At 72.8% G+C, this 26,931-nt stretch carries 24 protein-coding genes; 13 read left to right on the top strand and 11 right to left on the bottom strand.

The window, feature by feature from the left end:
• Positions 1 to 11: 11 nt before the first annotated feature.
• The gene (locus BJ984_RS01735; protein WP_271206354.1) at positions 12 to 404 is read right to left on the bottom strand and encodes a cupin domain-containing protein; all 393 of its coding nucleotides are present in this window, start codon (positions 402 to 404) and stop codon (positions 12 to 14) included.
• Positions 401 to 1,825, bottom strand: coding sequence for an NAD(P)/FAD-dependent oxidoreductase (locus tag BJ984_RS01730; protein WP_218869950.1), 1,425 nt, complete (start codon positions 1,823 to 1,825; stop codon positions 401 to 403). Before BJ984_RS01730 ends, BJ984_RS01735 begins: the two co-directional genes overlap by 4 nt.
• A gap of 126 nt (positions 1,826 to 1,951) precedes the next feature.
• Between BJ984_RS01730 and BJ984_RS01725 the strand changes: the two genes are divergently transcribed.
• From BJ984_RS01725 to BJ984_RS01700, 6 genes are all read left to right on the top strand, one after another.
• On the top strand, positions 1,952 to 3,388 hold the full coding sequence (locus tag BJ984_RS01725; protein WP_179546558.1) for a serine hydrolase: 1,437 nt from the start codon (positions 1,952 to 1,954) through the stop codon (positions 3,386 to 3,388).
• 130 nt (positions 3,389 to 3,518) lie between these two features.
• Positions 3,519 to 5,972 (top strand): cell wall-binding repeat-containing protein, encoded by a 2,454-nt coding sequence (locus tag BJ984_RS01720; protein WP_179546557.1) that lies wholly within the window; start codon positions 3,519 to 3,521, stop codon positions 5,970 to 5,972.
• 145 nt (positions 5,973 to 6,117) lie between these two features.
• Entirely contained in the window at positions 6,118 to 8,505 is a 2,388-nt protein-coding gene (locus BJ984_RS01715) for a cell wall-binding repeat-containing protein (RefSeq protein WP_179546556.1), read from the top strand.
• Positions 8,506 to 8,535: 30 nt separating this feature from the next.
• The gene (gene purM, locus BJ984_RS01710; protein ID WP_179546555.1) at positions 8,536 to 9,645 is read left to right on the top strand and encodes a phosphoribosylformylglycinamidine cyclo-ligase; all 1,110 of its coding nucleotides are present in this window, start codon (positions 8,536 to 8,538) and stop codon (positions 9,643 to 9,645) included.
• Between the two features lie 76 nt (positions 9,646 to 9,721).
• Positions 9,722 to 11,149 carry an amidase family protein gene (locus BJ984_RS01705; protein WP_179546554.1) on the top strand — a complete coding sequence of 476 codons (1,428 nt, stop codon included), beginning with the start codon at positions 9,722 to 9,724 and terminating at the stop codon, positions 11,147 to 11,149.
• Between the two features lie 9 nt (positions 11,150 to 11,158).
• Positions 11,159 to 11,488 (top strand): hypothetical protein, encoded by a 330-nt coding sequence (locus BJ984_RS01700; RefSeq protein WP_179546553.1) that lies wholly within the window; start codon positions 11,159 to 11,161, stop codon positions 11,486 to 11,488.
• Positions 11,489 to 11,491: 3 nt separating this feature from the next.
• On the opposite strand, the gene BJ984_RS01695 is transcribed toward BJ984_RS01700, so the two are convergent.
• Positions 11,492 to 12,403, bottom strand: a complete 912-nt coding sequence (locus tag BJ984_RS01695) for a DNA-3-methyladenine glycosylase family protein (RefSeq protein WP_218869949.1) — start codon at positions 12,401 to 12,403, stop codon at positions 11,492 to 11,494.
• Positions 12,404 to 12,517: 114 nt separating this feature from the next.
• Between BJ984_RS01695 and BJ984_RS01690 the strand changes: the two genes are divergently transcribed.
• Both BJ984_RS01690 and BJ984_RS19020 read left to right on the top strand, forming a co-directional pair.
• Positions 12,518 to 12,760: a response regulator gene (locus BJ984_RS01690; RefSeq protein ID WP_173182481.1), complete on the top strand. Its 243-nt coding sequence runs from the start codon at positions 12,518 to 12,520 to the stop codon at positions 12,758 to 12,760.
• A 112-nt stretch (positions 12,761 to 12,872) separates the two neighbouring features.
• Positions 12,873 to 13,919 (top strand): isopenicillin N synthase family dioxygenase, encoded by a 1,047-nt coding sequence (locus BJ984_RS19020; protein WP_179546552.1) that lies wholly within the window; start codon positions 12,873 to 12,875, stop codon positions 13,917 to 13,919.
• 81 nt (positions 13,920 to 14,000) lie between these two features.
• On the opposite strand, the gene BJ984_RS01680 is transcribed toward BJ984_RS19020, so the two are convergent.
• The gene (locus BJ984_RS01680) at positions 14,001 to 14,798 is read right to left on the bottom strand and encodes an AraC family transcriptional regulator (protein WP_179546551.1); all 798 of its coding nucleotides are present in this window, start codon (positions 14,796 to 14,798) and stop codon (positions 14,001 to 14,003) included.
• A 79-nt stretch (positions 14,799 to 14,877) separates the two neighbouring features.
• On the opposite strand from BJ984_RS01680, the gene BJ984_RS01675 reads away from it, so the two are divergent.
• The 3 genes from BJ984_RS01675 (at position 14,878) to BJ984_RS01665 (ending at position 17,619) form a co-directional block, all read left to right on the top strand.
• A complete protein-coding gene (locus BJ984_RS01675) occupies positions 14,878 to 15,414 on the top strand; it encodes a VOC family protein (RefSeq protein ID WP_179546550.1) in 537 nt (178 codons plus the stop codon).
• Positions 15,415 to 15,570: 156 nt separating this feature from the next.
• Positions 15,571 to 16,614, top strand: coding sequence for an NAD(P)-dependent alcohol dehydrogenase (locus BJ984_RS01670; protein WP_179546549.1), 1,044 nt, complete (start codon positions 15,571 to 15,573; stop codon positions 16,612 to 16,614).
• A 45-nt stretch (positions 16,615 to 16,659) separates the two neighbouring features.
• Positions 16,660 to 17,619 carry an alpha/beta fold hydrolase gene (locus BJ984_RS01665; RefSeq protein WP_271206353.1) on the top strand — a complete coding sequence of 320 codons (960 nt, stop codon included), beginning with the start codon at positions 16,660 to 16,662 and terminating at the stop codon, positions 17,617 to 17,619.
• A gap of 73 nt (positions 17,620 to 17,692) precedes the next feature.
• On the opposite strand, the gene BJ984_RS01660 is transcribed toward BJ984_RS01665, so the two are convergent.
• The 3 genes from BJ984_RS01660 to purD all read right to left on the bottom strand — a co-directional run bounded on the left by BJ984_RS01660 (position 17,693) and on the right by purD (position 20,671).
• Positions 17,693 to 18,397 (bottom strand): alpha/beta fold hydrolase, encoded by a 705-nt coding sequence (locus BJ984_RS01660; RefSeq protein WP_179546548.1) that lies wholly within the window; start codon positions 18,395 to 18,397, stop codon positions 17,693 to 17,695.
• A gap of 64 nt (positions 18,398 to 18,461) precedes the next feature.
• On the bottom strand, positions 18,462 to 19,358 hold the full coding sequence (locus BJ984_RS01655; protein WP_179546547.1) for a phosphoribosylaminoimidazolesuccinocarboxamide synthase: 897 nt from the start codon (positions 19,356 to 19,358) through the stop codon (positions 18,462 to 18,464).
• The gene (gene purD / locus BJ984_RS01650; RefSeq protein ID WP_179546546.1) at positions 19,358 to 20,671 is read right to left on the bottom strand and encodes a phosphoribosylamine--glycine ligase; all 1,314 of its coding nucleotides are present in this window, start codon (positions 20,669 to 20,671) and stop codon (positions 19,358 to 19,360) included. The genes BJ984_RS01655 and purD overlap by 1 nt, the downstream gene beginning before the upstream one ends.
• A gap of 54 nt (positions 20,672 to 20,725) precedes the next feature.
• Here purD and BJ984_RS01645 point away from each other — a divergent pair, with 54 nt between their 5' ends.
• Positions 20,726 to 21,085 (top strand): sterol carrier family protein, encoded by a 360-nt coding sequence (locus tag BJ984_RS01645; protein ID WP_179546545.1) that lies wholly within the window; start codon positions 20,726 to 20,728, stop codon positions 21,083 to 21,085.
• Positions 21,086 to 21,144: 59 nt separating this feature from the next.
• Positions 21,145 to 21,528, top strand: a complete 384-nt coding sequence (locus BJ984_RS01640) for a hypothetical protein (RefSeq protein WP_179546544.1) — start codon at positions 21,145 to 21,147, stop codon at positions 21,526 to 21,528.
• 98 nt (positions 21,529 to 21,626) lie between these two features.
• On the opposite strand, the gene BJ984_RS01635 is transcribed toward BJ984_RS01640, so the two are convergent.
• The 4 genes from BJ984_RS01635 to BJ984_RS01620 form a co-directional block, all read right to left on the bottom strand.
• Positions 21,627 to 21,854, bottom strand: a complete 228-nt coding sequence (locus BJ984_RS01635) for a DUF3073 domain-containing protein (RefSeq protein WP_173182491.1) — start codon at positions 21,852 to 21,854, stop codon at positions 21,627 to 21,629.
• 132 nt (positions 21,855 to 21,986) lie between these two features.
• On the bottom strand, positions 21,987 to 24,020 hold the full coding sequence (locus tag BJ984_RS01630; RefSeq protein ID WP_271206352.1) for an APC family permease: 2,034 nt from the start codon (positions 24,018 to 24,020) through the stop codon (positions 21,987 to 21,989).
• 126 nt (positions 24,021 to 24,146) lie between these two features.
• Positions 24,147 to 24,284 carry a hypothetical protein gene (locus BJ984_RS01625; RefSeq protein WP_179546543.1) on the bottom strand — a complete coding sequence of 46 codons (138 nt, stop codon included), beginning with the start codon at positions 24,282 to 24,284 and terminating at the stop codon, positions 24,147 to 24,149.
• Between the two features lie 88 nt (positions 24,285 to 24,372).
• Positions 24,373 to 26,904, bottom strand: coding sequence for an ATP-dependent DNA ligase (locus BJ984_RS01620; protein WP_179546542.1), 2,532 nt, complete (start codon positions 26,902 to 26,904; stop codon positions 24,373 to 24,375).
• Positions 26,905 to 26,931 lie beyond the last annotated feature (27 nt).

Raw genomic sequence — 26,931 nt, 5'->3', positions numbered from 1 at the left:
CCTGCCGGTCGTCAGAGCAGGTACACCTTGCGCAGGGTCTCGGTGATCGTCCAGCGCGTGCGCATCCCCGCCGTGAGGGACATCAGGATGCCCGGCCGCAGCTCCTCGGCGGGCCCGCCCTCGATCTCGACGGTGCCCCGGCCGGCGACCACGACGAACGTCTCGTCGATCTCGACGTCGGTGACCACGCCGGGTTCGAGCGTCCAGACGCCGAGTTCGCCGCCGGTGCTGTTCGGGCTCCCCGGGCGGGTCAGCGTTCGGGAGCCGGCCCGCGGCTCGCCCTCCTCGACGTCGGACGGGGCGACCGGCGCGAGCGGCAGCGCCAGCGCGAGCAGGTCGACGGCGCGGCCGGGCACGAGGGCGAGGTCGCCCAGCGGCGGCTCGGGCATCCGCGACCCGCTCACGAGTCGAACCCCACGCCGAACGCGTCGGCGAGCTTCAGGAGCGGCCCGTCCTTGCCGCCGCGCTCGTCGGAGCGCACCACCGCCCGGCGCATCAGCTCGATCAGCGGTGTCGCGAACGGCTCGGGCGGCACGGGCACCGGCTTCCGCCTGGCCATGGACAGCCGCGTGCGCTCGCTGTCCTCCCCGCTCAGCAGGTCGAGCATCGTGTCGGCGCCGAAGCGGGTCGCGGCGACCCCGAGCCCCGTGTACCCGGCGCTGTACGCGGCCTTGCCGCCGAGCGCCCGGCCGTGGAAGGCGACGAGCTTCGTCGACATGTCGATCATCCCGCCCCACTTGTGCGTGAAGCGGATGCCCGCCAGCGACGGATAGGTGGTGAAGAAGTGGTCGGCGAGCGCCTCGAAGGTCTCCTCCCGCTGATCCTGCGCGGGCCGGATGCGGCGGCCGGGGTGGTAGATCGCGTCGAAGCCGCCGAACAGGATGCGGTCGTCGGCGCTCTTGCGGGAGTAGTGGAACTGGCGCGACGAGTCGGTGACGCCGTGCCGGCCCTCCCAGCCGATCCCGGCCAGCTGCGCCGGGCTGAGCGGCTCGGTCATCAGCACGTAGTCGTAGATCGGCACGGTGTACAGCCGCGTGCGCTTCAGCAGCGACGGGAAGCCGTTCGTGGCCAGGGCGACGCGGTCGGCGGTGACCGCGCCGGCCGGCGTCGAGACCCGCACGCGATCGTCGAGGTCGTGCAGCCCGAGCGCCGGCGTGCCCTCGAAGACGCGCACGCCCAGGGCGAGGCAGGCGGCCTTCAGCCCCCAGGCGAGCTTCGCGGGATTCACGTAGGCGTAGCCGGCGTGCTTCTGCACGGCCGCGCGGTAGACGGCGGGCAGCGACCGCGCGTCGAGCTCGGCGCGGTCGAGGTAGACGTCGTCGCCCGCGACCGAGGCGCGGAGCCCCTCGACCTGGTGCGGTTCGGTGGCGGCGACGAGCACGCCGGTCTCCTCGTACTCGGCGTCGATGCCGTGGCGCTCGAGGGTCGCGGCGAGCTCGGCGAAGTTCTCGGCCGCGAGCCGGTCGAGCACGTCGAGCTCGCGGGCGAAGTGGCGCTCGCCGTTCTCGGAGCCGTGGGTGAGGCTGCTCTCGCAGAAGCCGCCGTTCCGCCCGCTGGCGGCCCAGCCGATGCGACGGCCCTCGAGCAGCACGACGTCGGCCGCGGGGTCGCGCTCCTTGGCCCGCAGCGCCGTCCACAGCCCGCAGTATCCGCCGCCGACCACCCCGAGCTGCGCCGTCGTCGCACCTTCGAGCGGGGGTTCGGGGTCGGGCGCCCCGGGGGAGTCGAGCCAGAACGGCGTGGTGCTCGCGTCGCGCAGCGACTCCCGCAGCATCGCGGGGTCGGTGCGGCGCACGTGGCTGTAGGCGGGGAGGGGCCGGGTCATGGCTGCCTGCTTCCGTTCCTTGAATGAACATTCAAAGAATAGCGGATGCGCGACTCCACCACGAGGGGGAGGAGGTTCCCCCGGCCGCCGGATGCGCATCCCGGGCCCGCTCGGAAGGCTGGACCCATGCCCTCCACACCGCGCACCGCCCCGGCCCGCACGGCGCTCGCCGCCCTCGCCCTCACGACCGCCGCCCTGCTCGCGGGCTGCGCGGGAGGCGGCGCCGGCGCGCCCGGCGGCACCCCGGCGGCCTCCGCCGCCTCGAGCGGATCGCCCACCGCCGTCGCCCTGCCCGACACCGCGGTCGGCGAGCACGCCGCCTGGGTGATCGAGTCGATCAGCACCGAGCCCACCGAGCCCGACCAGATCGAGGGCCAGGCCACCGAGCGGCTCTCGCCCTCGGTGGCCTCGCAGCTGACGCCCGCGCAGCTGGCCGAGGTGTTCACAGGGCTCCGCGCATCCGGCCCCTGGGTGCCCACCTCGGTGCAGTCGGCCGAGGGGCAGGCGCTCATCACGATCGTCGACCGCGACGGCCAGAAGCTCGACCTGCAGCTCTCGCTCGACGGGGAGGAGCTGATCAACGGCATCCTGTTCAGCCCCTCGGCGGCCGACCGGGTGCCGGCGGCCTCGTGGCAGGAGCTCGACGACACGATCGCGCAGTTCGCCTCCGACACCACGCTCGTCGTCACCGACGTGACGAGCGGGGAGCGCATCCTCGAGGCGACGAGCCCCGGCCAGAGCGACCCCGACGAGTCGAAGCCCTCGGGCTCGATGTTCAAGCTCTACGTGCTCGGCGCGGTCGCCGACGCGGTCGGGGCCGGCACGCTCGCCTGGGACACCCCGCTGACCCTCACCGACGCGGTGAAGAGCCTGCCCTCGGGCGACCTCCGCACCGAGCCGAGCGGCACGGTCATCACGGTCCAGGATGCGGCTGCCGCGATGATCTCGGAGAGCGACAACACGGCGACCGACCTGCTGATCGCGACGGTGGGGCCGGAGGCGGTGGAGCGGTCGTTCGCCGACCTCGGCCACCACGACCCCGCCGAGAACACCCCGTTGCTGACGACGCGGGCCCTGTTCGAGCTCGGCTGGGGCTCTCCCTCGTCGGCCGCGGAGTGGGCCTCGGCCGACGCGGACGGTCGCCGTGCGCTGCTGGCCGGCCTCCCCACGGGGCTGCTGGACGTCGACGTCGCCGCCGTGACGACCCCGGTCTGGGAGCAGGGGCTCGACTGGTTCACCACGCCCGACGACCTCGTCGCCGTGCACCGCGGGCTGCAGCAGAAGGCGGAGGCGCCGACGGGTGCGCCGGTGCGGGAGATCCTGGCGATCAACCCCGGGCTCGGCGAGGAGATCACCGGGAGCGACGCGTGGTCGTACATCGCCTTCAAGGGTGGCAGCTCGGTCGGCGTGCTGGCGGGCTCCTGGTACCTCGAGCGCTCCGACGGACGCGCCTTCACGATCAGCATCCAGGGCTCCTCCGGCGACCCGGCCGAGCTCACCGACCAGGCCCTCTTCTTCGGCCAGGTCGCCGACGCGGCAGCCCTCCTCGAGTCGCAGGACTGACCCGGCGCGGCGAGGGTCGGGCGGGCCTCCGGACTCGGCACGCTCGGCCGTGCTTCCGCTCCGCCGGCCCCGCTTGGCCCCCGAACTGGGACGCCGCGCGGCCCGGATCGTGCCCGCCGGCGACCATAGGATGAGCACGATCCGAGCCGGGGGACTCGTGAGCGTCAGCGACGACACCCCGGATGGCGACATCCGCTCTCGGCACGATCGAGAGGCCCCCGTGCACCTGCGCGCTCGCCGCCCCCGTCTCCGCCGTGCCGGCGTGCTCGGCGCCCTGACCGTCGCCGCCCTCGCGGCCGGCACCCTCCTCGGGGCCCCCGCCGCCGGGGCGGACGAGCAGCCGACGCCCGCGCCGAGCGCTCCTTCCGCCCCCGCCGAGCGCCCAGTGATGCCCGACCTCCCGCTCGAGACCTACGCCGCGGCCGCCGCCGAGCTGCCGCCCGAGCTGGTCGAGGCGCTGTCGGCCGACCTCGGCTCGACGCCGGAGGAGTACCTGGCCAACGCCGACGCGGCCGCCGCCGCCACGCAGGTGGTCGACGCGTTGAAGCTCGAGGGCGTGGCGGTGGCCTCGTCCCGCCTGGAGGGCACCCGCCTCGTCGTGACCGTCGAGAGCGCCGACGACGCCGCCGCCGTCGAGGCGGCGAACGCCGTCGCCGAGGTGGGCGCGGCTTCCGGTCGCGACGTCTACGCGGGCGAGGAGTTCGAGTCGTTCGCCGACCTCGTGGGCGGTCAGGGCTACTACTTCGCCGACTCCACCGGCGGCTACTCCTGCTCGACGGCGTTCAACGGCATCGACCGGGCGAGCGGCGGGGCGCGGTTCGTCACCGCCGGCCACTGCGAGCTCCCCGGAGACGACGGCCGGGTCGATCAGATCATCGAGAGCCGACCGAACGACCCGAACGGCCGCCTCGGTGCCCGCTTGGGGCAGCAGGTCGCCGGGAGCTTCCGCTTCGGCGGCGAGTTCGACGCCGGCCTCGTCGACTCCGCGTCGGGCTGGAACGCCCGTGGCGTGGTCGGCACCTACAACTCCGGCGCCAACAACGGCTCGGTGACCTCGGGCACGCCCCAGCCCGTCCGCGACTACGGCGACGCCATCGAGGGTCAGAGCGTCTGCAAGTCGGGCCGCACGACCGGCTGGAGCTGCGGCATCGTCGATTCGGTCGACCAGCTGATCCCCGTGAGCGGCGAAGAGGTCAACGTCGACATCGTCCGCGGGCTCTGCAGCGACCACGGCGACAGTGGCGGCGCGGTCGTGTCCGGCCCGTATGCCCTGGGCCTCATCTCCGGCGGCACCGAGGACTCCTGCACCCCGTCGGGTGTCACCGCGGTCTTCCCCATGATCGGCGGCTCCGAGGGCGGCCAGCCCTACGGCTCGATCGTGACCCTGGCGACGAACTGGTGGCTGAAGGTCGAGGCACCCCGGCCGGTGGTGAACGCCGTGATGGCGGCGGGCAAGCCGATCACCGGGACGCTGCCGAGCGGCACGGGCAACTACGCGGTCACGATCAGCGTCGACGGCGGCCCGTCCCACCTCGCCGACGTCTTCACCGACCGCTCGTGGAACGTGTCGGTGGCCGGTCTCACGCCCGGCGCCCACAGCTACACGGCGTACTCGACGTTCGGCCCCGACGACGCGCAGTCGCGCTCGGCCTCCGTCTCGGGCACCCTGTTCGTCGGCGACGTCGAGCGGATCGCCGGCGCCGACCGGTTCGAGGGCGCCGTGAAGGTCGCCCAGGCGTCCTTCCCGACGACAGCACCGGTCGTCTACGTGGCGACCGGTCTGAACTACCCGGATGCGCTCAGCGCCGCCCCGGCGGCGGTCGCCGAGGGCGGGCCGCTGCTGCTGGTCACCCCGACCGGGGTGCCGACCGCGGTGGCGGACGAGATCCGGGCCCTCGCCCCGCAGCGCATCGTCGTGGTCGGCGGCACGGCGGCCGTGTCGTCGGCGGTCGTCACGACGCTCCGCGGACTGGTCGACGGGGTCGCGGTCGAGCGGCTCTCGGGTGCGGACCGCTACGAGGCGAGTCGCGCGGTGGTCGCTGCCGTCTTCGACGAGGCGACGCACGCGTACACGGCCACGGGCGGCAACTTCCCCGACGCCCTCTCGGCGGGTGGGGCGGCCGGCTCCGCGCTCGAGCCGGTGGTGCTGGTGAACGGCGGCGCGACGGCGGCGGATGCTCCGACCCTGTCGCTCCTGCGCTCGCTGAAGACGACGAGCATCACCGTGGTGGGCGGGCCCAACTCGGTGTCCGAGGGAGTGAAGACCTCCCTCAGGGCGGTTCCCGCATCCGTCGACCGGGTCTCGGCGGCCGACCGCTACCAGACCTCGATCGCGCTGAACCGCTCTGCGTTCGCCTCGAGCGACACCGTCTACCTCGCGACCGGCACCAACTTCCCCGACGCCCTCGCCGGGGCCGTGCTGGCCGGCAAATCGGATGCTCCGCTCTACGTGGTGCCGGGCGACTGCGTGCCGCAGGGGGTGCTCGCCGACGTGAAGACGCTCGGCGCGACGCGGATCGTGCTGTTCGGCGGCGTGAACGCGCTGAGCCCGGCGGTGGCGGCGCTGACGCCCTGCGGGTTCTGAGCGGCCGCCGACGCGGTCGACCCGCGCGGTTGACGGCGGCTCGGGGCGGCGACGTACGATGAAGGGGATCGAGCCGGGGGACTCCGATCACCTGGACTGCCCTCGGGTGGCGGCACGCGCCCTCGGCCGACCGAGAGGCAGCACCATGACCGTCCGCACCGCCGTCACCGGGTCGCTGACCGCCGTCGCCCTGCTCGCGGGGGCGCTCCTCGCGGTTCCGGCGTCGGCCGCGCGCGCCGACGAGACGCCCGCGCCCGTCGATCCGGGCCCGGTGGTGATGGGTGACTTCCCGCTCCAGGCCTACGCCGCCGAGGCCGCCGAGGCGCCGCCCGAGCTCGCCGAGGCGCTCCGGCGCGACCTCGGCATCACGCCCGAGCAGTTCTACGCGCAGGCCGACGCGGCGGCGACCGCCGTCGGGGTCGTCGACGCGCTCGAGGCCGCCGGCACCACGGTGCTCGGCTCACGGCTCGAAGGCACCGAGCTCGTGGTGTCGGTGCCGACCGAGGCCGACGCGTCCGCCGTCGAGCAGGCCGGCGCGATCGCCGAGGTGGGCGAGCAGCCGGCCGCCCCCGGCGAGCCCGGCGAGCAGCCCGGCACGCCCGGCGCCCCCGCCCGCCAGAGGGTCGACCTCCCCGACGCCGAGCTGCTGCGCGACCTCGTCGGCGGCCAGGGCTACTACGACCACAAGGGCGTCTACGACTACTTCTGCTCCGTCGGCTTCAACGGTGTCGACACCGCGACCGGCGCCGCCCAGTTCCTCACCGCCGGCCACTGCGTCACCCCGGGTGCCGCGTACGGCGGCCGCGTCTTCTCGCTCGAGCAGCAGCGCCCGGGCCAGAACCCGACCGTCGCCGGCACCCACCTCGGCTCCCCGTTGTCCGCTTCTCTGAAGTTCGGCGACTACTACGACACCGCCCTCTACGCCACGGCCCCCGCCTGGACCCCGGTGCCCGCCGTCGGCAGCTGGGGCGGCAACCAGGGCTCGGCCGATGCGGGCCAGCGAGCCACGGTGCGCGACTACACCCGGGCCGTCGTGAACCAGAGCATCTGCAAGTCGGGCCGGAAGACCGGGTGGACCTGCGGCACCGTCAGCGCCGTCGACAGGGCCTCGACGATCGGCACGACCGACGTCAACGCCTTCCTCTCGAACGTCTGCGCGCTCACCGGCGACAGCGGCGGTGCCGTCATCTCGGGCTCCTACGCGGTCGGTGTCATCTCCTTCGGCGACTACAAGACGGGCTGCGGCGAGACCGGCCGCACCACCGGCTCCTTCCCGATCGACTCGCAGTTCTTCGAGAGCGCCCTCGACGTGCAGACCTCGTGGGAGCCCCTCGTCTCGGTCTCGGCCCCCGGCAGCGACACCCTGCTCGGCGGCGTGCCGCTCTACCGTGGCGAGGCGGCCACCGGCACCGTGCCGGGCGGCGGACTGCGCCACACCGTGCACCTCTCCGTCGACGGCGGTCCCGAGCGGCTGATCCCGGTCGGCGCCGACGGCCGGTGGTCGATCCCGGACGCAGCGGGCCTCGGCGCCGGCAGTCACGGCGTCAGTCTCTTCACGAGCTACGGCGCAGGCCTCCAGCGCTCGCCGGCCGTCACCGGCACGGTGCTCGTCGCCGACCGCCCGGCGGTCGACCGGCTCGACGGCGCGACCCGCTTCGACGTGGCCGTGGCGGTCGCCGACCAGGCCTTCCCCGGCACCGCCCCCGTGGTCTACGTGGCCACGGGCACCAACTACCCGGATGCGCTCAGCGCCGGTCCCGCCGCCGTCGCGAAGGGCGGCCCCCTGCTGCCGGTGCTCCCCGACTCGGTGCCCGAGGTCGTCGCCGCGAAGATCGCCGCACTGAAGCCGGCGCGCATCGTGATCGTCGGCGGCACCGACTCGGTGCGCGACGCCGTGCGCGCGGAACTGCAGCAGCTGGTTCCGGATGCGCGGGTCGACCGCCTGGCCGGAGCCGACCGCTACGCCGCGAGCCGGGCCGTCGTGGCCGACGCCTTCGGGTCGGCGCCCCAGGCCTACGTGGCGACCGGCGGCGGCTTCGCCGACGCCCTCTCGGCGGGTGGCGCGGCGGGCTCGAAGGGTCAGCCGGTGGTGCTCGTGAACGGCCCGGCGGCGGCAGCGGACACGCCCACCCTCGAGCTCTTCCAGACCCTGAAGAGCACGTCGCTGACCGTCGCGGGCGGCCGCTTCAGCGTTTCGGAGGGCGTGCTCGACTCGCTCAGCGCCGGGGTTCCGGCCGCCGTCACCCGGGTGAGCGGCGACGACCGCTACGCGACCTCCGTCGCCCTGAACGCCGACGCCTTCGACGAGGCGGACACCGTCTACCTGGCGACCGGCCTGAACTTCCCCGACGCGCTGGCCGGCGGGGTGCTCGCGGGGCTCCAGGATGCGCCGCTGTACGTCGTGCCCGGGGACTGCGTGCCCCGCGGGGTGCTCGCCGGCATCGCCCGGCTCGGCGCCGACGACGTCGTGCTGCTCGGCGGCACCACGGCGCTCACGCCCGCCGTGCAGCAGCTCGCGCCCTGCGGGTTCTGATCCCGGGCCCCGGCCTGGGAGAATGAGCGCATGAGCAACAGTTACGCCGCCGCCGGAGTCGACACCGAGGCGGGCGACCGCGCGGTCGAGCTGATGAAGGCGGCGGTGCAGCGCACCCACGGCCCCGAGGTGCTGGGCGGCGTGGGCGGGTTCGCCGGGATGTTCGACGTGTCGGCACTGAAGCAGTTCGAGCATCCGCTCCTCGCGACCTCGACCGACGGCGTCGGCACCAAGATCGCCATCGCGCAGGCCCTCGACAAGCACGACACCATCGGGCAGGACCTGGTGGGCATGGTCGTCGACGACATCGTCGTCGTGGGGGCCCGGCCGTTGTTCATGACCGACTACATCGCCTGCGGCAAGGTGGTGCCCGAGCGCATCGCCACGATCGTCGCGGGAATCGCCGCGGCCTGCTCCGAGACCGGAACGGCGCTCGTCGGGGGAGAGACGGCCGAGCATCCGGGGCTGATGGGCGATGACGACTACGACGTCGCGGGAGCCGCGGTGGGCGCGGTCGAGGCCGACGCGCTGCTCGGGGCCGAGCGGGTGCGGGACGGCGACGTGGTGCTCGCGCTGGAGTCGTCGGGGCTGCACTCGAACGGGTACTCGTTGGTGCGCAAGATCCTCGCCGACGCCTCGCTGTCCTACTCCGACCACTCGGCCGACTTCGGCGGGGTCGTCGGCGAGGTGCTGCTCGAGCCGACCCGGCTGTACTCGGGACCGCTCGTGCGGGTGCTCGCGCAGCCGGCGCTCTCGGGCGCGATCCACTCGCTCTCGCACGTGACGGGCGGCGGCATCGCGGCGAACCTGGCGCGGGTGCTGCCCCGCGGCGCCTGGGTCGAGGTCGACCGCTCGACGTGGTCGCCGGCGCCGGTGTTCCGCGTGCTGTCCTCGCTCGCGGGCTCCACGCTGGAGTCGGCGGAGGGCACCTGGAACCTCGGCATCGGCTTCTTCGCGGTCGTCTCGGCGGCCTCGGCAGCGGGCGTCGCGGCGGCCATCGAGGCGGAGGGCATCCGCACCTGGCCGGTCGGCACGGTCTCGACGGCCGAGCGCGCCTTCGCGGCCTCCGACGGCTTCGAGCAGGGCGCCAAGGGCGTCGACGGCGGCGCGGTGCGCCTCGTGGGCGCCTACGCCTCCTGAGGCCGGCGGGCCGACGCCGGCCGCTCGGGGCGGGCCGCGAAACACGCGCGCAACGCGCGTGGGGCAGGATGGCGCGGTGGATGCAGCGCTGAACGAGTACGACGCCTACGACCTCCTGGGGGCGCTCCGGCGCCGGGAGGTGTCGGCCGTCGAGCTGGTCGACGAGCACCTCGCGCTGATCGGCCGGCAGAACCCCGGGCTCCTCGCGCTGGTGACCGTCGACGGCGAGGGCGCCAGGGCGCAGGCCGCCGACATCGACCGCCGCCGCGAGGCGGGGGAGCCGCTCGGCCCGTTGGCCGGCCTGCCCGTCACGGTCAAGGACTCCTTCGACGTGCGGGGCCTCCGCACCAGCCAGGGCCGGCTCAGCGACTCGCGGATGCCCGCCGACGACGCCCCGGCGGTGGCCCGCCTCCGCGGCGCCGACGCCGTGATGCTCGGCAAGAGCAACGTGCCGCTCCTCCTCGCCGACAGCCAGTCGGCCAACGACGACTTCGGACGCACCGCCAACCCGTGGGACCTCACCCGCACCCCCGGCGGCTCCTCCGGGGGATCGGCCGCGGCAGTGGCAGCGGGGTTCGCGGCGGGCGAGCTGGGCAGCGACCTCGCCGGCTCGATCCGCATCCCGGCCGCCTGGTGCGGCGTGTTCGGGCACCGGCCGAGCACGGGCACGGTGTCCAAGCGCGGGCACCTGCCCTGGCCGGGCGGCGGGATGCTCGAGCCCCCGCTCTCGGCGTCGGGCCCGCTCGCCCGCTCGGCACGCGACCTCGCGCTGCTGATGGACGTCGTCGCGGGCCCCGCCGAGCCGGAGGCCGGGGGCTGGCGCCTCGCGCTGCCGCCGTCCCGCGTTTCGGGCCTGGCGGGGACGCGTGTCGCGCTGTGGAGCGATCCGGAGCTGCCGGTCGACGCCGAGACGGCCGAGGCGATCAGTGCCTTCGCCGGGCGCCTCGAGGAGGCCGGCTGCGAGCTGGTCGGGCTCGGGCATCCGCCCGTCGCCGGGGCCGAGGCGCTGGAGTTCTTCGCGCTGCTGCAGCAGATCGAGCTGGCGAACACGGCGACGGATGCCCCTGACGACCCCCTTCCGGGCATCGGCGACGTGTGGCGGGCCTGGGAGAGGCAGCGAACGGTCACCGAGCGGTGGAGCGCGCTGTTCCGTGGGGTCGGACGCCCGGACGGCATCGACGTCGTGCTCGCCCCGATCGTGCCGACGACCGCTCCGGAGCACTCGGAGGTGCCCGCCGCCCGGCGCACGATCGACGTGGACGGGCAGGCGCATCCGTCGTCGCTCGTGGGCGACTGGAGTCGCCTGGCCACCATCGGCCGGAACCCCGCGACCGCGATCCCCGTCGGACTCGGCCGCCGTTCGGGCCTGCCCGTCGGCGCACAGCTCGTCGGGCCCTACCTCGGCGACCGCACCACGCTCGCGGTGGCGGCGCTCGCCGAACGGGCCGGGCTGCTGCTGGCCGAGCGGCCGCCGGCGGAGCCGCGGAATGGCAGCACGGAGTAGCATGCCCGCATGGCGGTGCCGGTCAGCTCCCAGGAGGCCCTCGAGGCGCTCGACCTCGTGGTGGCCGAGCTGGGCGACCCGGGCATCGCTCGCTCACGCATGATGGGCCGGCCGATCCTCACCCTCGCGGGAACGATGTTCGCGGTGCTGAACGGCGACGCCCTGGGGCTCAAGCTCGGCGCCGGCACACCGGCCTTCGCCGAGGCGCGTGCGGTCGAGGGCGCCGGGCTGCTCGATCCCGGCGGGAAGGGCCGCCCCTTCAAGGACTGGGTGGCGCTGCCGCTCGAGCACTCGGCGCTGTGGTCGCGGTTCGCCGCCGAGGCGGTGCGCCCGCGCTGACGCCTACGAGTCCGCGTCGAGCGCCACGCGCAGCAGCAGCGTGACCCAGGTGCGGTAGGGCGCCCACCCCGCGGAGAGCGCGGTCAGCTCGTCGGGCGTCGGCGGCTCCGGCAGCCGGTACGCGTGCTGCACCGCGAGCGCGAGCCGCCCCTCGTGCACCGGGGCGTGATCCGGGTCGCCGGCTCCCCGCAGCAGGATCAGCTCGGCCGAGAACGGCCCGATCCCCGGCAGTTCCTGCAGCGCGGCCAGTGCCTCCTCGCGCGGCATCTCCCGAAGGCGCGCGCTGTCGAGCACGTTCGCGGCCGCCGCCGAGCCGAGTGCGCGCAGCCGCTCGACCTTCGGCCCGGGCAGCCCGCGGAACGACTCCAGCCCGGCGAGCACCCGCGGCGCCGGGAAGGCCTGCTGTGGCCGTCCGTCGACCACGACGGTCTCGCCGAGCTCCGTGGCCATCCGCTGCTTCAGCGCCGCCGCCTGCGTCATCCGGGTGCGCTGGCCGATGATCGCCCAGGCCCCCGCCTCGTACCACGACCAGAACGCCACGGGACGCAGGCCCGGGTACCGCCGCTGCAGGGCGCCGACGACCGGGTCGCGCTCGCCCACGTCGGCGAATCCGCTCCCGTCGACGTCGAGCGCCAGGATGCGCGCCAGCTGCGCCGCGGCCGCCGAGAGCCCGGACCGGCCGAGAGCCCGCTCCGCGAACAGCCGGCCGCGCACGGTGCCGCCGTCGTCCTGGCTCAGCGAGACGCCGACCGTGCGCCACGAGCCCTCGAGGGCGAACGCGACGTCGAGGGTCTCGGTGCCGACCTCCTCGCGGGCCGCCGGCGTGAACCCCTCGAGGAACCGGATGCCCGCCGCGAGCGAGAACGGCCCGCGCGGCTCGATCCGCACCGACCCCTGCACCCCGCTGTCGATCACCGCGACCCCCTCGCTCGCGACCAGTGTGCCCGAACGCGGCCCGGCGCACACCGGATGCCCAGGCGACACCCAGACGGCGAGCGGCCGGCACGGGCATCCGGGTACCCTGGTCGCATGACTACACCCGCACTCGCGCACCTCTCCGGCGGCCCGCTCGACGACCAGACCATCCCGCTCGACGACGGAGCGCCCGAGGAGCTCGTGCTCCCCTACAGCGACGGCCAGGTCGTTTACTCCCTCGTGCCCGACGCCCCCGAGGCCGAGGGCCCCGCGACGGCGCAGTACCGCTTCCACGAGGTCTCCGAGATCCTGAACCAGGACGAGTACGACGAGATCCGCCCCGAGTCGAACCTCTGACCGACGGCGCCGACGCGGGCGACGCACGATCCGGGCGCTTAACACGCCCGTAACGGCGGGCCGCTAGCCTCGAGGTCCCGGGCTCGCGAGAGCCCCAGGCAGGAGGCCCGCCGTGACGTTCCAGGTACCCGTCATCGACATCGCGCCCTACGTGGCGGGCGGCAGCGCCGAGGAGCGCGCCGCCGTCGCCCGAGCGATCGACGCCGCGTGCTCCGAGGTGGGGTTCATCCAGATCCTCGGGCACGGCATCGACCCGGTGGTGCAGCGGGGGCTCGCCGACGCGCTCGACGAGTTCTTCGCCCTCGACCTCGAGACGAAGAAGACCTTCCGCACGCCGCCCGGAGTCAACCGGGGCTACTCGGCGCCGAAGTCCGAGTCGCTGAGCCTGAGCCTCGGCGTCGAGTCGGCCAGCCGCATGAACGACTTCTTCGAGGCGTTCAACGTCGGCGCCGCGCAGAGCGACTACCCGGGCGTGGAGCTCGACGCCGAGAACTACGCCGAGAACCTCTGGCCGGTGTCTGCGGCGCCCGGTTTCCAGCCGCGCGTGCAGGCCTACTTCGCCGAGGCCAAGCGGGTGGCGAACACGATGACCGACATCTTCGCGGATGCCCTCGGCCTCCCCGCGGGCTTCTTCGACGCCTTCACGGGCCACTCGCTCGACGTGCTGCGGATGAACAACTACGCCCTCCCGCCCGGCACCGTCGACCTCGACGGCGAGCTCACCGGGATGGGCGAGCACACCGACTACGGCATCGTCACCGTGCTCTGGGCGGACCAGGTGCGCGGGCTGCAGGTGCTCGGCGCCGACGGCTCGTGGAACGACGTCAGCCCCGCCGACGGCGCCCTGCTGATCAACCTCGGCGACCTCACCGCCCGCTGGACGAACGAGCGCTGGATGTCGACCCTGCACCGAGTGAAGCCCCCGATCGTCGACGGCACGATCGAGCGCCGGCGGTCGGCCGCGTTCTTCCACGACGGCGACGTCGACGCGGTGATCGCGACGCTGCCGTCGTGCGTCTCGGCCGAGCATCCGAACCTCTACGAGCCCGTGACCGTCGGCGAGCACATCGCCGCGAAGCTCGCCGGGTCGCGGGCCGGGGTGAGCAATGCGGGGGCGGCGCGCGAGGCGGCGCGGGTGCTGGCGGCGGCGGCGCGCTGACATCGCCTGATCGGCCCGTCGTGCGGTGGCCGGGCTCAGGCCCGTCCGGCGTGACCCGACCGGCGTGACCCGTCCGGCGTGTCAGCGCGCGGCGCGGCCGGCCCGCCGCGTCTCGTCGGGGGTCTCGCCGAGCACCGCGGCGTAGCGGCGCGAGAAGTGCGGGTAGTCGGTGTAGCCGAGTTCAGCCGCGAGGTCGCTGAGCGGGGTCTCCGGATGCGCGTGCAGCCGGGTCGCGGCCTCCTGCAGCCTGCGGCACTCGACCAGCCACTTCGGCCCGACGCCCACGCGCTCGTGGAGCAGCCGCTCGAGGGAGCGGAGCGACACCCCCGCGTGCTCGGCCAGCTCGGCGGCCCGGAGGATCGTGGCGTCCTCCTCGGCCCGCCGGCACACCGCGTTCACCAGCCGGCCGCGCTCGTCCACCCCGTCGGCGAGGGGCAGCAGCCAGCGGCGCAGCACCTCGACGAGGCGCTGCCGGGCGCCCTCGGCGGGCGCCTCCGTCAGCAGCGCGCGCACCTCGTGCAGCGGACCCCCGGCGTAGGGGACCTCCCGCCCGACGGCGTCCGCGGGTGGACCGTCGGAGAGCACCACCGCGGCAGCAGGGCGGAACAGCACGCCGACCGCCCAGCCCGCTCCGGCCAGCCGCTGCACCGACAGCCGCGGATCGGGCCCTGCCAGCACCGCGCGGTGCGGCTCGACGACCACGTTCACCGCCGGGTAGCTCAGCACCCGCTGCGGCAGCTCCACCCCATCGGGCAGACTCCAGCGCACCACCCAGACGTGACGCACGAGCTCGCCGAGACCGGGGCCGAGCTCGAAGCGGTCGAAGGCGACCCCGGCCGCGCCGGGGTTCAGGTGCCCCTTCGAGTGCGGTTCGGGCATCCGGCCCCCCTCTGTGCAATGAGTCGGACTGTCGCACTTGTACAAGACGCGGCTGTGCCGTACTTCCTAGCATGGCGGCATGAGCGATGAGACGACCACCCCGACCCCCACCCCGATCGCGGCCACCGGCGTGCACACGACCGGCGGCCTGCCGCACGGCTCCACCTCGCTCACCCCGCACCTCGTGGTCTCGCCCGGGGAGGCCGCGCTGGCGTTCTATCGCGACGTGCTCGGCGCGCGCGTCGTCGACGTCACCCGCTTCCCGACGTCCGACGGCACCGAGCTCGTCGCCCACGCCGTGCTCGACTTCGGCACCGGGCAGCTCACCCTGAGCGACGCGCTGCCCGACTACGGCCTCGTCGCTCCCGACCCGGCCACGGGATCGTCGTTCTCGCTCGCGCTCTACCGGCCCGACGTCGACGCGGTCGCCGCCGCGGCGGAGGCGGCCGGGGCGGTCGTGCGCGAGCATCCGGCCACCTTCGTCTCGGGGGACCGCTTCGCCTCGATCGTCGACCCGTTCGGGGTGCGCTGGTCGATCATGACCCGCGTCGAGGACGTCTCGCCCGAGGAGAGCGCGCGCCGCGTCGCGGAGTGGGCCGCCACGCAGTCGGCCTGAGCAGTCGGCCTGAGCGGTCGGCCTGAGCGGTCGGCCTGAGGGCTCGGCCTGAGCGGTCGTCCTGGGCCGCTGAGGGGTCACGGTAGACCCCCCGTCAGGAGCGCGGGCGCCCGGAGAGGGTGTCATGCTGGAAGGGCCCACCCGAACAGGAGACCCATGCTGACCGTCAACGCCTACGCCGCCCCCTCTGCCACCGAGCCGCTCGTCAAGACCACCATCGAGCGCCGCGACCTCGGCCCGAACGATGTGCTGATCGAGATCGCCTACTCGGGCATCTGCCACTCCGACATCCACACCGTACGCGGCGACTGGGGCCCCCAGCAGTACCCGCTCACCGTCGGTCACGAGATCGTCGGAACCGTCACCGAGGTCGGGTCCGACGTCACTCTGCACCAGGTCGGCGACCGCGTCGGCGTCGGCTGCATGGTGAACTCGTGCCGCGAGTGCGAGAACTGCCTCGCCGGGCAGCAGCAGTACTGCCTGAAGGGCAACACCGGAACCTACGCGAGCGTCGATCGCGACGGCACCATCACGCAGGGCGGCTACTCCACCCACGTCGTGGTCGTCGAGGACTTCGTGCTGCGCGTGCCCGAGTCGATCCCGTTCGAGAAGGCCGCCCCGCTGCTCTGCGCCGGCATCACGACCTACTCGCCCCTCAGCCACTGGAACGCCGGCCCCGGCAAGCGCGTCGCCGTCGTCGGCCTCGGCGGGCTCGGCCACATGGCCGTGAAGATCGCCCACGCCATGGGCGCCGAGGTCACCGTGCTCTCGCAGACCCTGAGCAAGAAGGACGACGGGCTCAAGCTCGGCGCCGACCACTACTACGCCACGAAGGACGAGGCGACCTTCCGCGACCTGAAGAACTCCTTCGACCTGATCATCAACACGGTCAGCGCGGTCATCGACCTCGACGCCTACCTGTCGCTGCTCGCGCTCGACGGCACCATGGTGAACGTCGGCGCCCCCGGCCAGGCCCTGCCGCTGCACGTGTTCACGCTGTTCGGAAACCGCCGCTCCTTCGCGGGCTCGGGAATCGGCAGCATCGGCGAGACCCAGGAGATGCTCGACTTCTGCGCCGAGCACGGCATCGCGCCCGAGACCGAGCTGATCTCGGCCGACTACATCAACGAGGCCTACGAGCGCGTGCTGAACTCCGACGTGCGGTACCGCTTCGTGATCGACGCCTCGACGTTCGCGTAGCCGGCACGCCGGCCGCGGTCCGGGCGTCCCGCCGCGGCGCCGGCCGTGTCTCCCACCTCTGCCCGCTCTGGCGCCCCGCGCGCCGAGCGGGCAGAGTGGGGTGACGGATGCGCCCACCCGGGCCGCACCCGCGACACGAGGGCGGGGTGGCTCATGGGCCGGGTCGGCGATCTGATCGAGGGGCTGCGCGAGGGCCTGCACGACCCGAAGGCGCCACTGCTGCACGTGGCGATCGACACCGGGGAACCGCAGGTCGAGCATCCGGGCCCCGTCGTCGTGATGGTGCACGGCATCGCCTCGAGCGCGGCCACCTTCCACTTCGTGATTCCGCTGGTCGAGCCGCAGCAGCGCGTGATCGCGATCGAGCTGCTCGGCTTCGGCGGCAGCCCCCAGCCCGAGGGTTCCGAGTACACGCTCCATGAGCACGTGGCGGCGCTGGCGCGCACCATCCGCTCGCTGCATCTCGCCGAGCCGTTCGTGCTCGTCGGGCACTCGCTCGGTTGCCTGATCGGCGCGCGCTACGCCGCCACCCATCTCGAGCACATCTCGAAGCTCGTGCTGGTCAGCCCGCCCGTGTACCTGTCTCCGGCCGAGATCGGCGACCCGCGGGTGCGGCTGCAGATGGCGGGCTACCTGCAGGCGCTGCAGTTCTTCCGCGCGAACAAGGACTTCACGATCGCCCGGGCCGCCGTCGTGTCGAAGCTGCTGCCGGTGGAGCACGTGATGGAGATCACCGAGCAGAACTGGACTCCGTTCGTGAAGTCGCTGCAGAACTGCATCGAGTCGCAGACGGTGATCAGCGACCTCGCTCGGGTCGAGCGGCCGATCGAGGTGGTCTACGGGCGGCTCGACGAGTTCCTCGTGCCGGGCAACCTGGCGATCATCGAGCGGATGCGCGGAGTCACCACGCACGTCGTCGCCGCGAGCGACCACATGATCCGCAAGCCCATGGCCCGCGTCGTCGCGGCGGCCATCGCGTCGCCGCCGACCCCGCTCGCCGACTGACCCGTCGCGTGCCCGCCAGCCGCGGGCGGCCTGTCCAGGGCGTGCTCCGCCAGGGTGGGGCGGGCGACCCGGGTCAGCCGCGGGCGGCCTCCGTGAGGGCCGCGGCGAGGTCGGCCGGGCGGGTGAACTGGGGCCAGTGGCCCGTGGGGAGTTCGACGACCGTGAGCGACGCCAGGTGCGGCAGCTCGGCGAAATAGGGGTGGCCGGCCGCGAGGTAGCCGTCGAGCTCCTCGCGGGTGAAGGTGCTCGCGACGAGGGTGACCGGCACCGCGTAGCGGCGCGGGTCGTGCAGCCGCTGCGGATCGCGCGCCACATGCACCGGCTGCGGGATCGCGATGCGCCGGAACCACGCCCGTAGATCGTCGGTCAGCCCGCGCAGGTCGGCCTCGCCGAACTCGCCCCAGCCGGGCAGCGGAACCTCGTCGCCCGCCACCTCGAGCTCCTCGTTGATCGCGACTCCGTCGGCGGTCGGCCAGCTGTCGACGTACACCGCCCGCCGGATGCGCTCCGGCCGCGCATCCACCACCGCGTGGATGATCGACCCGCCGCCCGAGTGCCCCACGAGCACGATCTCGCGCCCGGCCTCGATCGAGTCGACGAGCGCCACCACCTCGGCGATCTGCGACGCCAGGGTGACGTCGCTGCGGTCGTCGTCGACCGAGTGCAGGCCGGACAACGTGGGCGTGTGCACGGTGAAGCCGGCGTCGCGCAGCGCGGGCGCCACGTCGTTCCACGAGTCGCCGTTCAGCCAGAAGCCGGGGATGAGGATGAGGTCCATGCAGCGACGCTACCCGCCCCCACCGACACCGGGAAGACCCGGTCGCCGGGCCCGCGGCGAGGGGCTAGGCCGTGAGGCGCTGCAGCAGCTCCGCGTAACGGGCCGCCGTGCGCTCCACGATCTCCTGCGGCAGCGTCGGCGGCGGCCCCACCTGGTCCCAGTTCGCCGCGAGCCAGTTGCGCACGATCTGCTTGTCGAAGCTCGCGGTGCGCTCGCCCGAGTCGTAGGCCGCCGCATCCCAGTAGCGCGACGAGTCGCTGGTCAGCACCTCGTCGGCGAGCGTGATCGCCCCCGTCTCGGGGTCGCGCCCGAACTCGAACTTCGTGTCGGCCAGGATGACCCCGCGCGCCTCCGCGATCGCGGACGCCCGCTCGTAGATCTCGAGCGAGAGCTCGCGCAGCGCCGTCGCGTCGGACAGTCCGATCAGCTCCACCGTGCGCTCGAAGCTGATGTTCTCGTCGTGCTCACCGAGCGGCGCCTTGTAGGCCGGCGTGTAGATCGGCTGCGGCAGCCGGTCGCCGTCGTGCAGCCCGGCCGGGAGGGCGATGCCGCAGACGCTCTCGGACGCCTGGTACTCCTTCCAGCCGCTGCCCGAGAGGTACCCGCGCACGACGCACTCCACCGGGAACATCTCCAGCGACTTGACCACCATCGACCGCGCCTCGAGCTCCGCCGGCACCGGCGGCAGCCCCTCCCGCACGGCCACGAGGTGGTTCGGCACGGTGCGCAGCTGGTGGAACCACCAGCGGCTGAGCTCGGTGAGCAGCTCGCCCTTGCCGTGGATGCCCGGCTCCAGCACGTGGTCGAACGCACTCACGCGATCGCTGGCGACCACGAGCAGCGCGGCGGGACGAGCATCCTGAGCCGTGTCGGCGGGCACGTACAGGTCGCGCACCTTGCCGCTGTAGACGTGCCGCCAGCCGGGCGCGACGGGGGCGGATGCGCTGCTCACCGAGGCCATCAGCGCACCTCCTCGGCGACCCGGGCCGCGATGTCGCGGCGGTACTGCCCGCCTTCGAGACGGATGCCCTCCAGCACCCCGTACACACGATCACGCGCCACGGCGAACGAGGGCGCTGTCGCGACCACGTTGAGCACGCGCCCGCCGGTGGCCCGCAGGACGGGGCGACCCTCCGCATCCGTCACCTCGTCGAGGTCGGTGGCCGCGTGCAGCACGCTCACGCCCTCGACGCCGACGGCGCCCTCGAGGCCCGTGATCCGGCGGCCGGTGACCGGCGAGCCGGGGTAGTTCTCGCTGGCGAGCACGACGGTGACCGCGACCTCGTCGGAGAAGACGGGACGGGGCTGCGTCTCGAGCGTGCCCGTCGCGGCGGCGAACAGCAGGGTGCTGAGGGGCGTCTCGAGCCGGGGCAGCACCACCTGCGTCTCGGGGTCGCCGAAGCGCGCGTTGAACTCGATCACCCGGATGCCGCGCGGTGTGAGGATGAGCCCGCAGTAGAGCAGGCCGATGAACGGGGTGTCCTCGGAGGCGAGTTGCCGCACGGTCGGCAGCGCGATCGTCTCGATCACCTCGTCGACGAAGGCGGTCTCGCTGCCGAAGCGGTCGGCGAGCCAGGGCAGCGGCGAGTAGGCGCCCATGCCGCCGGTGTTCGGCCCCTCGTCGCCCTCACCGAGGCGCTTGTAGTCCTGCGCGGGGGAGAGCGGGGCGACCGAGTGGCCGTCGGAGAGCAGGAAGAGCGAGACCTCCTCGCCGTCGAGGAACTCCTCGATCAGCACGTCGCCGTGCTCGAGCCAGTGCCGGGCGTGGGCGGTGGCCGCCTCGAGGTCGCTCGTGACGAGCACGCCCTTGCCGGCGGCGAGACCGTCGGCCTTGACCACGTAGGGGGCACCGAAGACGGCGAGGGCCGCCTCGGCCTCGGCCAGCGTCGAGGCGGTGGTAGCGCCGCCCGTGGGCACGCCCGCCTCCTCCATCACGCGTTTCGCGAAGGCCTTGCTGCCCTCGAGCGCGGCGGCGGCCCGGCCTGGACCGAAGACGGGGATGCCCCGCGTGCGCAGCGCGTCGGCCACCCCGGCGACCAGCGGCGCCTCGGGGCCGATGACGACGAACTGCACGTCGTTCTCGAGCACGTAGCCCGTGACGGCCTGCGGGTCGTTCGCGTCGAGGTCGACGACCGGCACGTCGGCGGCGATGCCGGCGTTGCCCGGGGCGGCCACGATGTCGTGCGCCCCGCCCTCCGGCCCGTCGCCCTCGCGCCGCAGCGCCGTGATGATGGCGTGCTCGCGCGCGCCGGAGCCGAGTACGAGGATCTTCACGCCCACAGCCTACCGAGCACCGCCGACGGCCGCCGGGCGGGCTAGCGTGGAGGCATGGGCAAGGCACGCATTCCGGACGAGGTGGGGTCGGCGGCGGTCTCGGCGGCCACGGGCGACTTCGACGCGGCGAGCCGGGACACCCGTGCATCCGCTGTTCGCTGGTTGCTGCAGCGGCTCGCCGACGAGGCACCGGGCAACTCCGTCGAGGTGCGCGTGCCGCCGTTCGGTGCCGTGCAGTGCATCGAGGGGCCGGGCCACACCCGGGGCACCCCGCCGAACGTGGTCGAGATGGATGCCCGCACCTGGCTGCAGCTCGCCACCGGAACGCTCGCGTGGGCCGACGGGCTCGCGACGGCGCGCATCCACGCCTCGGGGCAGCGGGCCGATCTGTCGGCGCACGTGCCGGTGCGCTGACACCCGTCGGATCTGCCCGTTCGCGCCCGGCGCCCAGCCGGGTGGGGGACAATGGAGGGGTGAGTCAGCAGCCCGACGACAGCACCGCATCCGCCCGACCGGCCCCTGTCGGGGGCGCCGAGTCCTCGGTGAAGGTGCGGCGCGCACCGCGGTACTACCGCTTCATGCTCGTGGGGCTCGTGCTCGGCGTGGTCGTGGCGCTCATCCTCACCTTCGCCTTCCCCGAGTCGGAGCAGTTCACGCAGCTGCAGGTGTTCGGCTTCCTCGCCATCTTCCTCGCGGCCGTGTTCGTGGCGCTCGGGGCGCTGGTCGCCATCCTGCTCGATCGGGGCAGCTCGAAGCGGGCGCGCACCGTCGCCGCCGAGTACGAGGAGCACGACGCCCCCGAGCCGGGCGACGACGTGGAGTTCGTCCAGGTGCGCGACGAGGGGCCTCGGCCCTAGCCGCTCGCCGATCGCTCGGCTTGCAGACGACCGGCCGTAGGGCCGCAACAACACAGAAGGCCCGACTCGCGTCGGGCCTTCTTCACGTCTGCAGCGCTCTAGGCGCGCTTCTGCTCGTCTGTCGGCTCGAACGGCGTCGGCTCGAATGCGGCCGGCTCGAACGCATCGTCGGAGTCGTCGTCCTCCTCGACCCACTTGGAGTAGTCGGGCTCACCGGCTTTGCCCGTGAGTTCGCGTTCCAGCGCCGAATAGTTCGTGTCGGGGCTGAAGTACTTCAGCTCGCGAGCGACCTTCGTGTGCTTGGCTTTCTGACGGCCACGCCCCATGCGAGACCCCCTCACGAATCGGGCCGGGGGCACTGCCGCCCGGATGAGACGAATAATCTACGAAATCGAGTGTGAGTTTAGCACGCAGGGATCACCCATCCGGGCGAGCGACGGGTGCCGTCCAGCCGAAGCTCAGCCGCGCATCCGCTTGTGGGCCGTCGGCTCACCGGCGTGGGGACGGCGGGGAACCGGGCGCACGGGCTCGCCGCGGCGCTCCTGGCCGGGCAGCGGGCGCGAACGGCGGCCGTAGAGCAGCTCGGAGGAGTCGAGCAGCCACGGCACGAGAGCGATCGTCACGCCGTGCACGAGCATCAGCTTCTTGCGGATGCGGCGGGCCTTGTGGTTGTGCAGCATCGACTCCCACCAGTGGCCCACGATGTAGATCGGCGTGTAGACGGTGACGACCTCGGAGCCGTGCTCGGCGCGGTGCTTCATGATGTACTTCGCCAGCGGCACGGCGACGTCGCGGTAGGGCGACTCGATGATATTGAGCGGCACCTCGATGTTCATGTTCTGCCAGTCCTCCTCGAGCTGCGAGGTCTGCTCCTCGTCGATCGAGAGGTGCACCGCCTCGATCGAGTCGTGACGGGCGGCGATCGCGTAGTCGAGGGCTTTCAGCACGGGCTTCTGCATGCGGCCGACCAGCACGATCGCGTGGTCGCCCGAGGAGCCGAAGGTGGTGGTCGGGTCGACCTCCACCTCCCTGTTCACGTCGCGGTAGTAGCGGTTCACGCCCATCATCAGGATGAACAGGATCGGCATGATCGCGAAGACGAGCCAGGCGCCGTGGGTGAACTTGGTGATCGTGACGACGATCAGCACCACCGCGGTGAAGACGGCGCCGACCGCGTTGATCGCGAGGGAGCGGTAGACGGCGCCGCGGTCCGCGCATCCGTTCTTCAGCATCGTCAGCCAGTGCTTCACCATGCCGGTCTGGCCGAGGGTGAACGAGACGAAGACGCCGATGATGTAGAGCTGGATGAGCTGCGTGAGGCTGGCCTGGTAGACGACGAGGATCGCGGTCGCGGCCAATGCCAGCAGGATCATGCCGTTGGAGAAGACGAGGCGGTCGCCTCGGGTGAGCATCGCCTTGGGAGCGTAAGCGTCTTTCGCGAGAACCGAGCCGAGCAGCGGGAAGCCGTTGAACGCGGTGTTGGCCGCCAGCAGCAGCACGGCCGCGGTGGCCGCCTGGATGATGAAGAACAGGATCGAGTTGTTGCCGAAGGTGGCAGCGGCGACCTGCGCCATCAGGCTGCGCTGCGGAGTCGTGGCGCAGTCGGCAAAACCGATCAGGTGGCAGGCGTTCTCGGCGTAGTGCACGTTCGAGATCAGCGCGAGGGCGGTGAGGCCGGCGAACAGGCAGATCGCGATCGAGCCCATCAGCACCAGCGTGCGCTGGGCGTTCTTGATCTTGGGCGTACGGAAGGCCGGCACGCCGTTGGAGATCGCCTCGACGCCGGTGAGGGCCGAGCATCCGCTCGAGAAGGCTCGGAGGAGCAGGAGCACCATCGCGGCCTGGGTGAGCTGCTCGGCCTTCACGTCGAAGCCGGCCGACTCGGAGACGGGGGCGTCGCCGACTGCCGTGCGGATGAGCCCGGTGACGATCATCAGGGCGACGCTGCCCACGAAGATGTAGGTCGGGATGGCGAAGGCCTTGCTCGACTCGCGCACCCCGCGGAGGTTCACCGCCATCAGCAGGATGACGAAGCCGACCGCGAGCTCGACCCGGAAGGGGTTCAGCTGCGGGATGGCGCTGATGATGTTGTCGACGCCCGACGCGACCGACACGGCGACCGTGAGCACGTAGTCGACGAGCAGGGCGGAGGCGACCACGAGGCCGGCCTTCTCACCGAGGTTCTTGTGGGCGACCTCGTAGTCGCCGCCGCCGCTCGGGTAGGCCTTCACGAGCTGGCGGTAGGAGGCCACCACGACCACGAGCAGCAGGATGACCGCCGCCGCGACCCAGGGGGCGAGCGTGAGGAAGGAGAGGCCGCCGATGAGCAGGATCATCAGCAGCTCCTGCGGCGCGTACGCCACGGAGGAGAGCGGGTCACTCGCGAAAATGGGTAGGGCGAGCCGCTTGGGCAGGAGCTGGCCGTCGAGCTTGTCGCTCGGGAGCGGATCTCCGATCAGCCAGCGTTTCGCCGAGCGGGTTTCATTGACCACGAGTGAGAACACTACTCGCGGGCAACCCACTGTCAAGTCGGGGGAGGGGCGGGATATTCCCGCCCCTCGTTCTCCGTCTTTTCTGCGGTCGTGCGGTGGGGCTCGGCCGTGGTCGTCCGGCCGGGTCTACTCGTCGCCGGGGATGACGCTGTCGGTGTACTCGCCCGACTCCGGCTCGGGCTCGGTGACGTTCTCCTTGTCGGTGTCGGTGTACTCGCCGTCGCGCTCGCCGCGTGCCTCGTGCTTGTCGTGCTTCTCGGTCATGAGATCCTCCTCGATTGTCTGGCCTTGAATCTGTCGTGAAGCTATCACTCCGTTCCGGCCCTGGCCAGGGATCCGCACGAACGTGCAGTCACCCCTCGCGGGTCACCTCTGCCGGCGACTTGTCGGGGCGGAAGCCGCGCCAGGAGGGCTGGCGGAGGCGGTCGGTCGAGGTCCACTCGGCGAAGGAGACCTCGCCGACGACGGAGGGGGTGACCCAGACGGCGTCACGCGCATCCGCTGCGGGCACGTCGGCGAAGGGTGAGGTCTTCCGGTTGAGGCGGGCGAGGCGTTCGGTGATCGCGGTGAGGTCGCGGTCGGAGAAGCCGGTGCCGACGCGGCCGACATAGCGCAGCGTGCCGTCGGCGTCGGGAACCCCCAGCAGCAGCGAGCCGATCTGCGCGGCGCGCCGACCCTGGCCGGGGCGCCAGCCGCCGATCACGACCTCCTGTGCGAGGTGGTGCTTGAGCTTCAGCCAGGCGCGCGAGCGGGTGGTCGAGTAGGTGCTGTCGCGCCGCTTCGCCATCACCCCCTCGAGGCCGAGCGTGCGGCTCGCGTCGAGCGCGTGCCGGAGGTCGCCGTCGAACGCGGGCGGGAGGTGGAGAGGGCCCTCATCGGCGGGCAGGGTGTCGGCGAGCATCCGTCGCCGTTCGTCGTACGTCTCCTTCACGAGGGATGCGCCGTCGAGCTCGAGCAGGTCGAAGACCATCAGGTCGACCGCGACCTGGGTGCGGGCCGCCGCGACGTCGCGGGGCTTCGTCAGGCCCATGCGCTGCTGCAGGCGGCCGAAGCTGGGGCGGCCGGCCTTGTCGAGGGCGACGATCTCGCCGTCGAGCACGAGCGAGCGGTCGGGGTAGAGGGCTGTCAGAGCATCCGTCAGCTCGGGGTAGGCGGGGGTGACGTCGTTGCCGTTGCGGGTGTGCAGGGTGGCGGTGCCGCGGTCGACGCGGGCGATGGCGCGGATGCCGTCCCACTTCATCTCGAACGCGTAGGCGTCCTCGTCGTCCAGGTCCGCCTGGGTTGCCAGAATGGCCAGCATCGGCTTGATTCCCCGGCCGGGTTGTTCAGGGGACAAAACCTTCTGGCGAGCCCGAGCGGCTGGCCGCTCGGCGCTGGCGTCGCGGCGACGATCCACTGGATCGTCGCTTTCAGCTCCAGCGCGCATGCGATGAATCAGCCAGTTGTTCTTGCCACTGTCCCCGCGGCCCGTGTGGATCAGCACCACCTTCCGCGGGTCGCCCAGCCCGCCCGACGGCTGGCCGTGGAGCGTGACGATGATCTCCTTGCCGTCGCGCCATTTCTCGAGCTCATACGTCCCGAAGTCCCAGATGGTCACCGTTCCGGCTCCGTATTCCCCGGCGGGAATACTCCCCTCGAAGGTGCCGTACTCGAGCGGGTGGTCCTCGGTCTGCACCGCGAGATGGTTCTGGCCCGGGTCGTCGGGCACGCCCTTCGGCAGCGCCCAGGAGACGAGCACCCCGTCGTGCTCGAGCCGGAAGTCCCAGTGCAGGCGCCGGGCGTGATGCTCCTGGACGACGAAGCTGCGGCCGTCCGTCGAGACCGGGGTAGCGGCCGGGACGGGCTCCGGTGTCTTCGCCTGGTCGCGCTTGGCGCGGTAGGTGGTGAGGCGGTCGGTGCTTGAGGCGGCGGCGGGATGCGCATCCGGCTGATCGCCGGGAGAGCGATTGGAGTGCCATTCGCCCGCCGGCGCCTCGACGGCGCCAGGCGCATCGGCGCTCTCGGCCAGAGGGTCGTCCCGCTTCTTCATGCGGGCGAGCACCTCGTCGAGCTCGAGCTGCCGCAGGTTCTTCGACGCGAGCTCGCGCCAGGTGCGGGGCACCGCGACGGTCGGCCGCGACCGCCCCCGCAGCGAGTACGGGCAGATCGTCGTCTTGTTGCCGTTGTTCTGGCTCCAGTCGACGAGCACCTTGCCGGTGCGCAGCGACTTCTTCATGTCGCTGACGACGAGCTCCGGGTGGTCGGCCTCCAGCGCCCGCGCCAGCTCGTGCGCGACGGCCGAGACCTCGTCGCTCGTCTGCGAGCCGTCGAGTGCGGCATAGAGATGGATGCCCTTGCTGCCGCTCGTCACCGGCACCGGGTCGAGCCCCATGCCCGTGAGGATCGTGCGGGCGAGCTTCGCGACCTCGACGCACTCGGGCAGCCCGGCACCCTCGCCGGGGTCGAGGTCGATCACGAAGCGGTCGGGATTCTTGCGGCGGCCGTGCGCATCCACCCGCCACTGCGGCACATGGATCTCGAGCGCCGCGATCTGCGCCAGCCAGGCCAGCGTGGCCGCGTTGTTCACCAGCGGGTAGGTGTTGACGTGGTCGGAGTGCTGGACGTCGACCCGCTTCACCCAGTCGGGGGTGCCCTCGTCGAGGTTCTTCTGGAAGAACACCTGGCCCGGATGCTCGTCGCTGCCGACCCCGTGCACCCAGCGCTTGCGCGTGGCCGGCCGGTTGCGGGAGTGCGGGACGAGAACTGTCGCGATCTCGGCGTAGTACCGCAGGACATCCGCCTTCGTGGTGCCCGTCTCTGGGTAGAGCACCTTGTCGAGATTGGAGATGCGCAGGCGGTGGCCGCCCACCGTCACGGTCTGCTCGTTCGCGCTCGACGCCGCCATGGGTCCATCCTGCTCTGCGGGGCTCTA

The sequence above is a fragment of the Herbiconiux flava genome (assembly GCF_013409865.1).
GTDB classification, from domain to species: Bacteria; Actinomycetota; Actinomycetes; order Actinomycetales; family Microbacteriaceae; genus Herbiconiux; species Herbiconiux flava.
The sequence above is the reverse complement of the archived record's forward strand: the minus strand, read 5'-3'. Positions and strand labels throughout refer to the sequence as shown.

Excerpts from the sequence above, each read along its gene's own strand:
- BJ984_RS01730 (WP_218869950.1), bottom strand. The coding sequence starts at position 1,825 with ATGACCCGGCCCCTCCCCGCCTACAGCCACGTGCGCCGCACCGACCCC.
- BJ984_RS01725 (WP_179546558.1), top strand. The coding sequence starts at position 1,952 with ATGCCCTCCACACCGCGCACCGCCCCGGCCCGCACGGCGCTCGCCGCC.
- BJ984_RS01720 (WP_179546557.1), top strand. The coding sequence starts at position 3,519 with ATGAGCACGATCCGAGCCGGGGGACTCGTGAGCGTCAGCGACGACACC.
- BJ984_RS01715 (WP_179546556.1), top strand. The coding sequence starts at position 6,118 with ATGACCGTCCGCACCGCCGTCACCGGGTCGCTGACCGCCGTCGCCCTG.
- purM (WP_179546555.1), top strand. The coding sequence starts at position 8,536 with ATGAGCAACAGTTACGCCGCCGCCGGAGTCGACACCGAGGCGGGCGAC.
- BJ984_RS01700 (WP_179546553.1), top strand. The coding sequence starts at position 11,159 with ATGGCGGTGCCGGTCAGCTCCCAGGAGGCCCTCGAGGCGCTCGACCTC.
- BJ984_RS01690 (WP_173182481.1), top strand. The coding sequence starts at position 12,518 with ATGACTACACCCGCACTCGCGCACCTCTCCGGCGGCCCGCTCGACGAC.
- BJ984_RS01680 (WP_179546551.1), bottom strand. The coding sequence starts at position 14,798 with ATGCCCGAACCGCACTCGAAGGGGCACCTGAACCCCGGCGCGGCCGGG.
- BJ984_RS01675 (WP_179546550.1), top strand. The coding sequence starts at position 14,878 with ATGAGCGATGAGACGACCACCCCGACCCCCACCCCGATCGCGGCCACC.
- BJ984_RS01670 (WP_179546549.1), top strand. The coding sequence starts at position 15,571 with ATGCTGACCGTCAACGCCTACGCCGCCCCCTCTGCCACCGAGCCGCTC.
- BJ984_RS01660 (WP_179546548.1), bottom strand. The coding sequence starts at position 18,397 with ATGGACCTCATCCTCATCCCCGGCTTCTGGCTGAACGGCGACTCGTGG.
- BJ984_RS01655 (WP_179546547.1), bottom strand. The coding sequence starts at position 19,358 with ATGGCCTCGGTGAGCAGCGCATCCGCCCCCGTCGCGCCCGGCTGGCGG.
- BJ984_RS01645 (WP_179546545.1), top strand. The coding sequence starts at position 20,726 with ATGGGCAAGGCACGCATTCCGGACGAGGTGGGGTCGGCGGCGGTCTCG.
- BJ984_RS01635 (WP_173182491.1), bottom strand. The coding sequence starts at position 21,854 with ATGGGGCGTGGCCGTCAGAAAGCCAAGCACACGAAGGTCGCTCGCGAG.
- BJ984_RS01625 (WP_179546543.1), bottom strand. The coding sequence starts at position 24,284 with ATGACCGAGAAGCACGACAAGCACGAGGCACGCGGCGAGCGCGACGGC.
- BJ984_RS01620 (WP_179546542.1), bottom strand. The coding sequence starts at position 26,904 with ATGGCGGCGTCGAGCGCGAACGAGCAGACCGTGACGGTGGGCGGCCAC.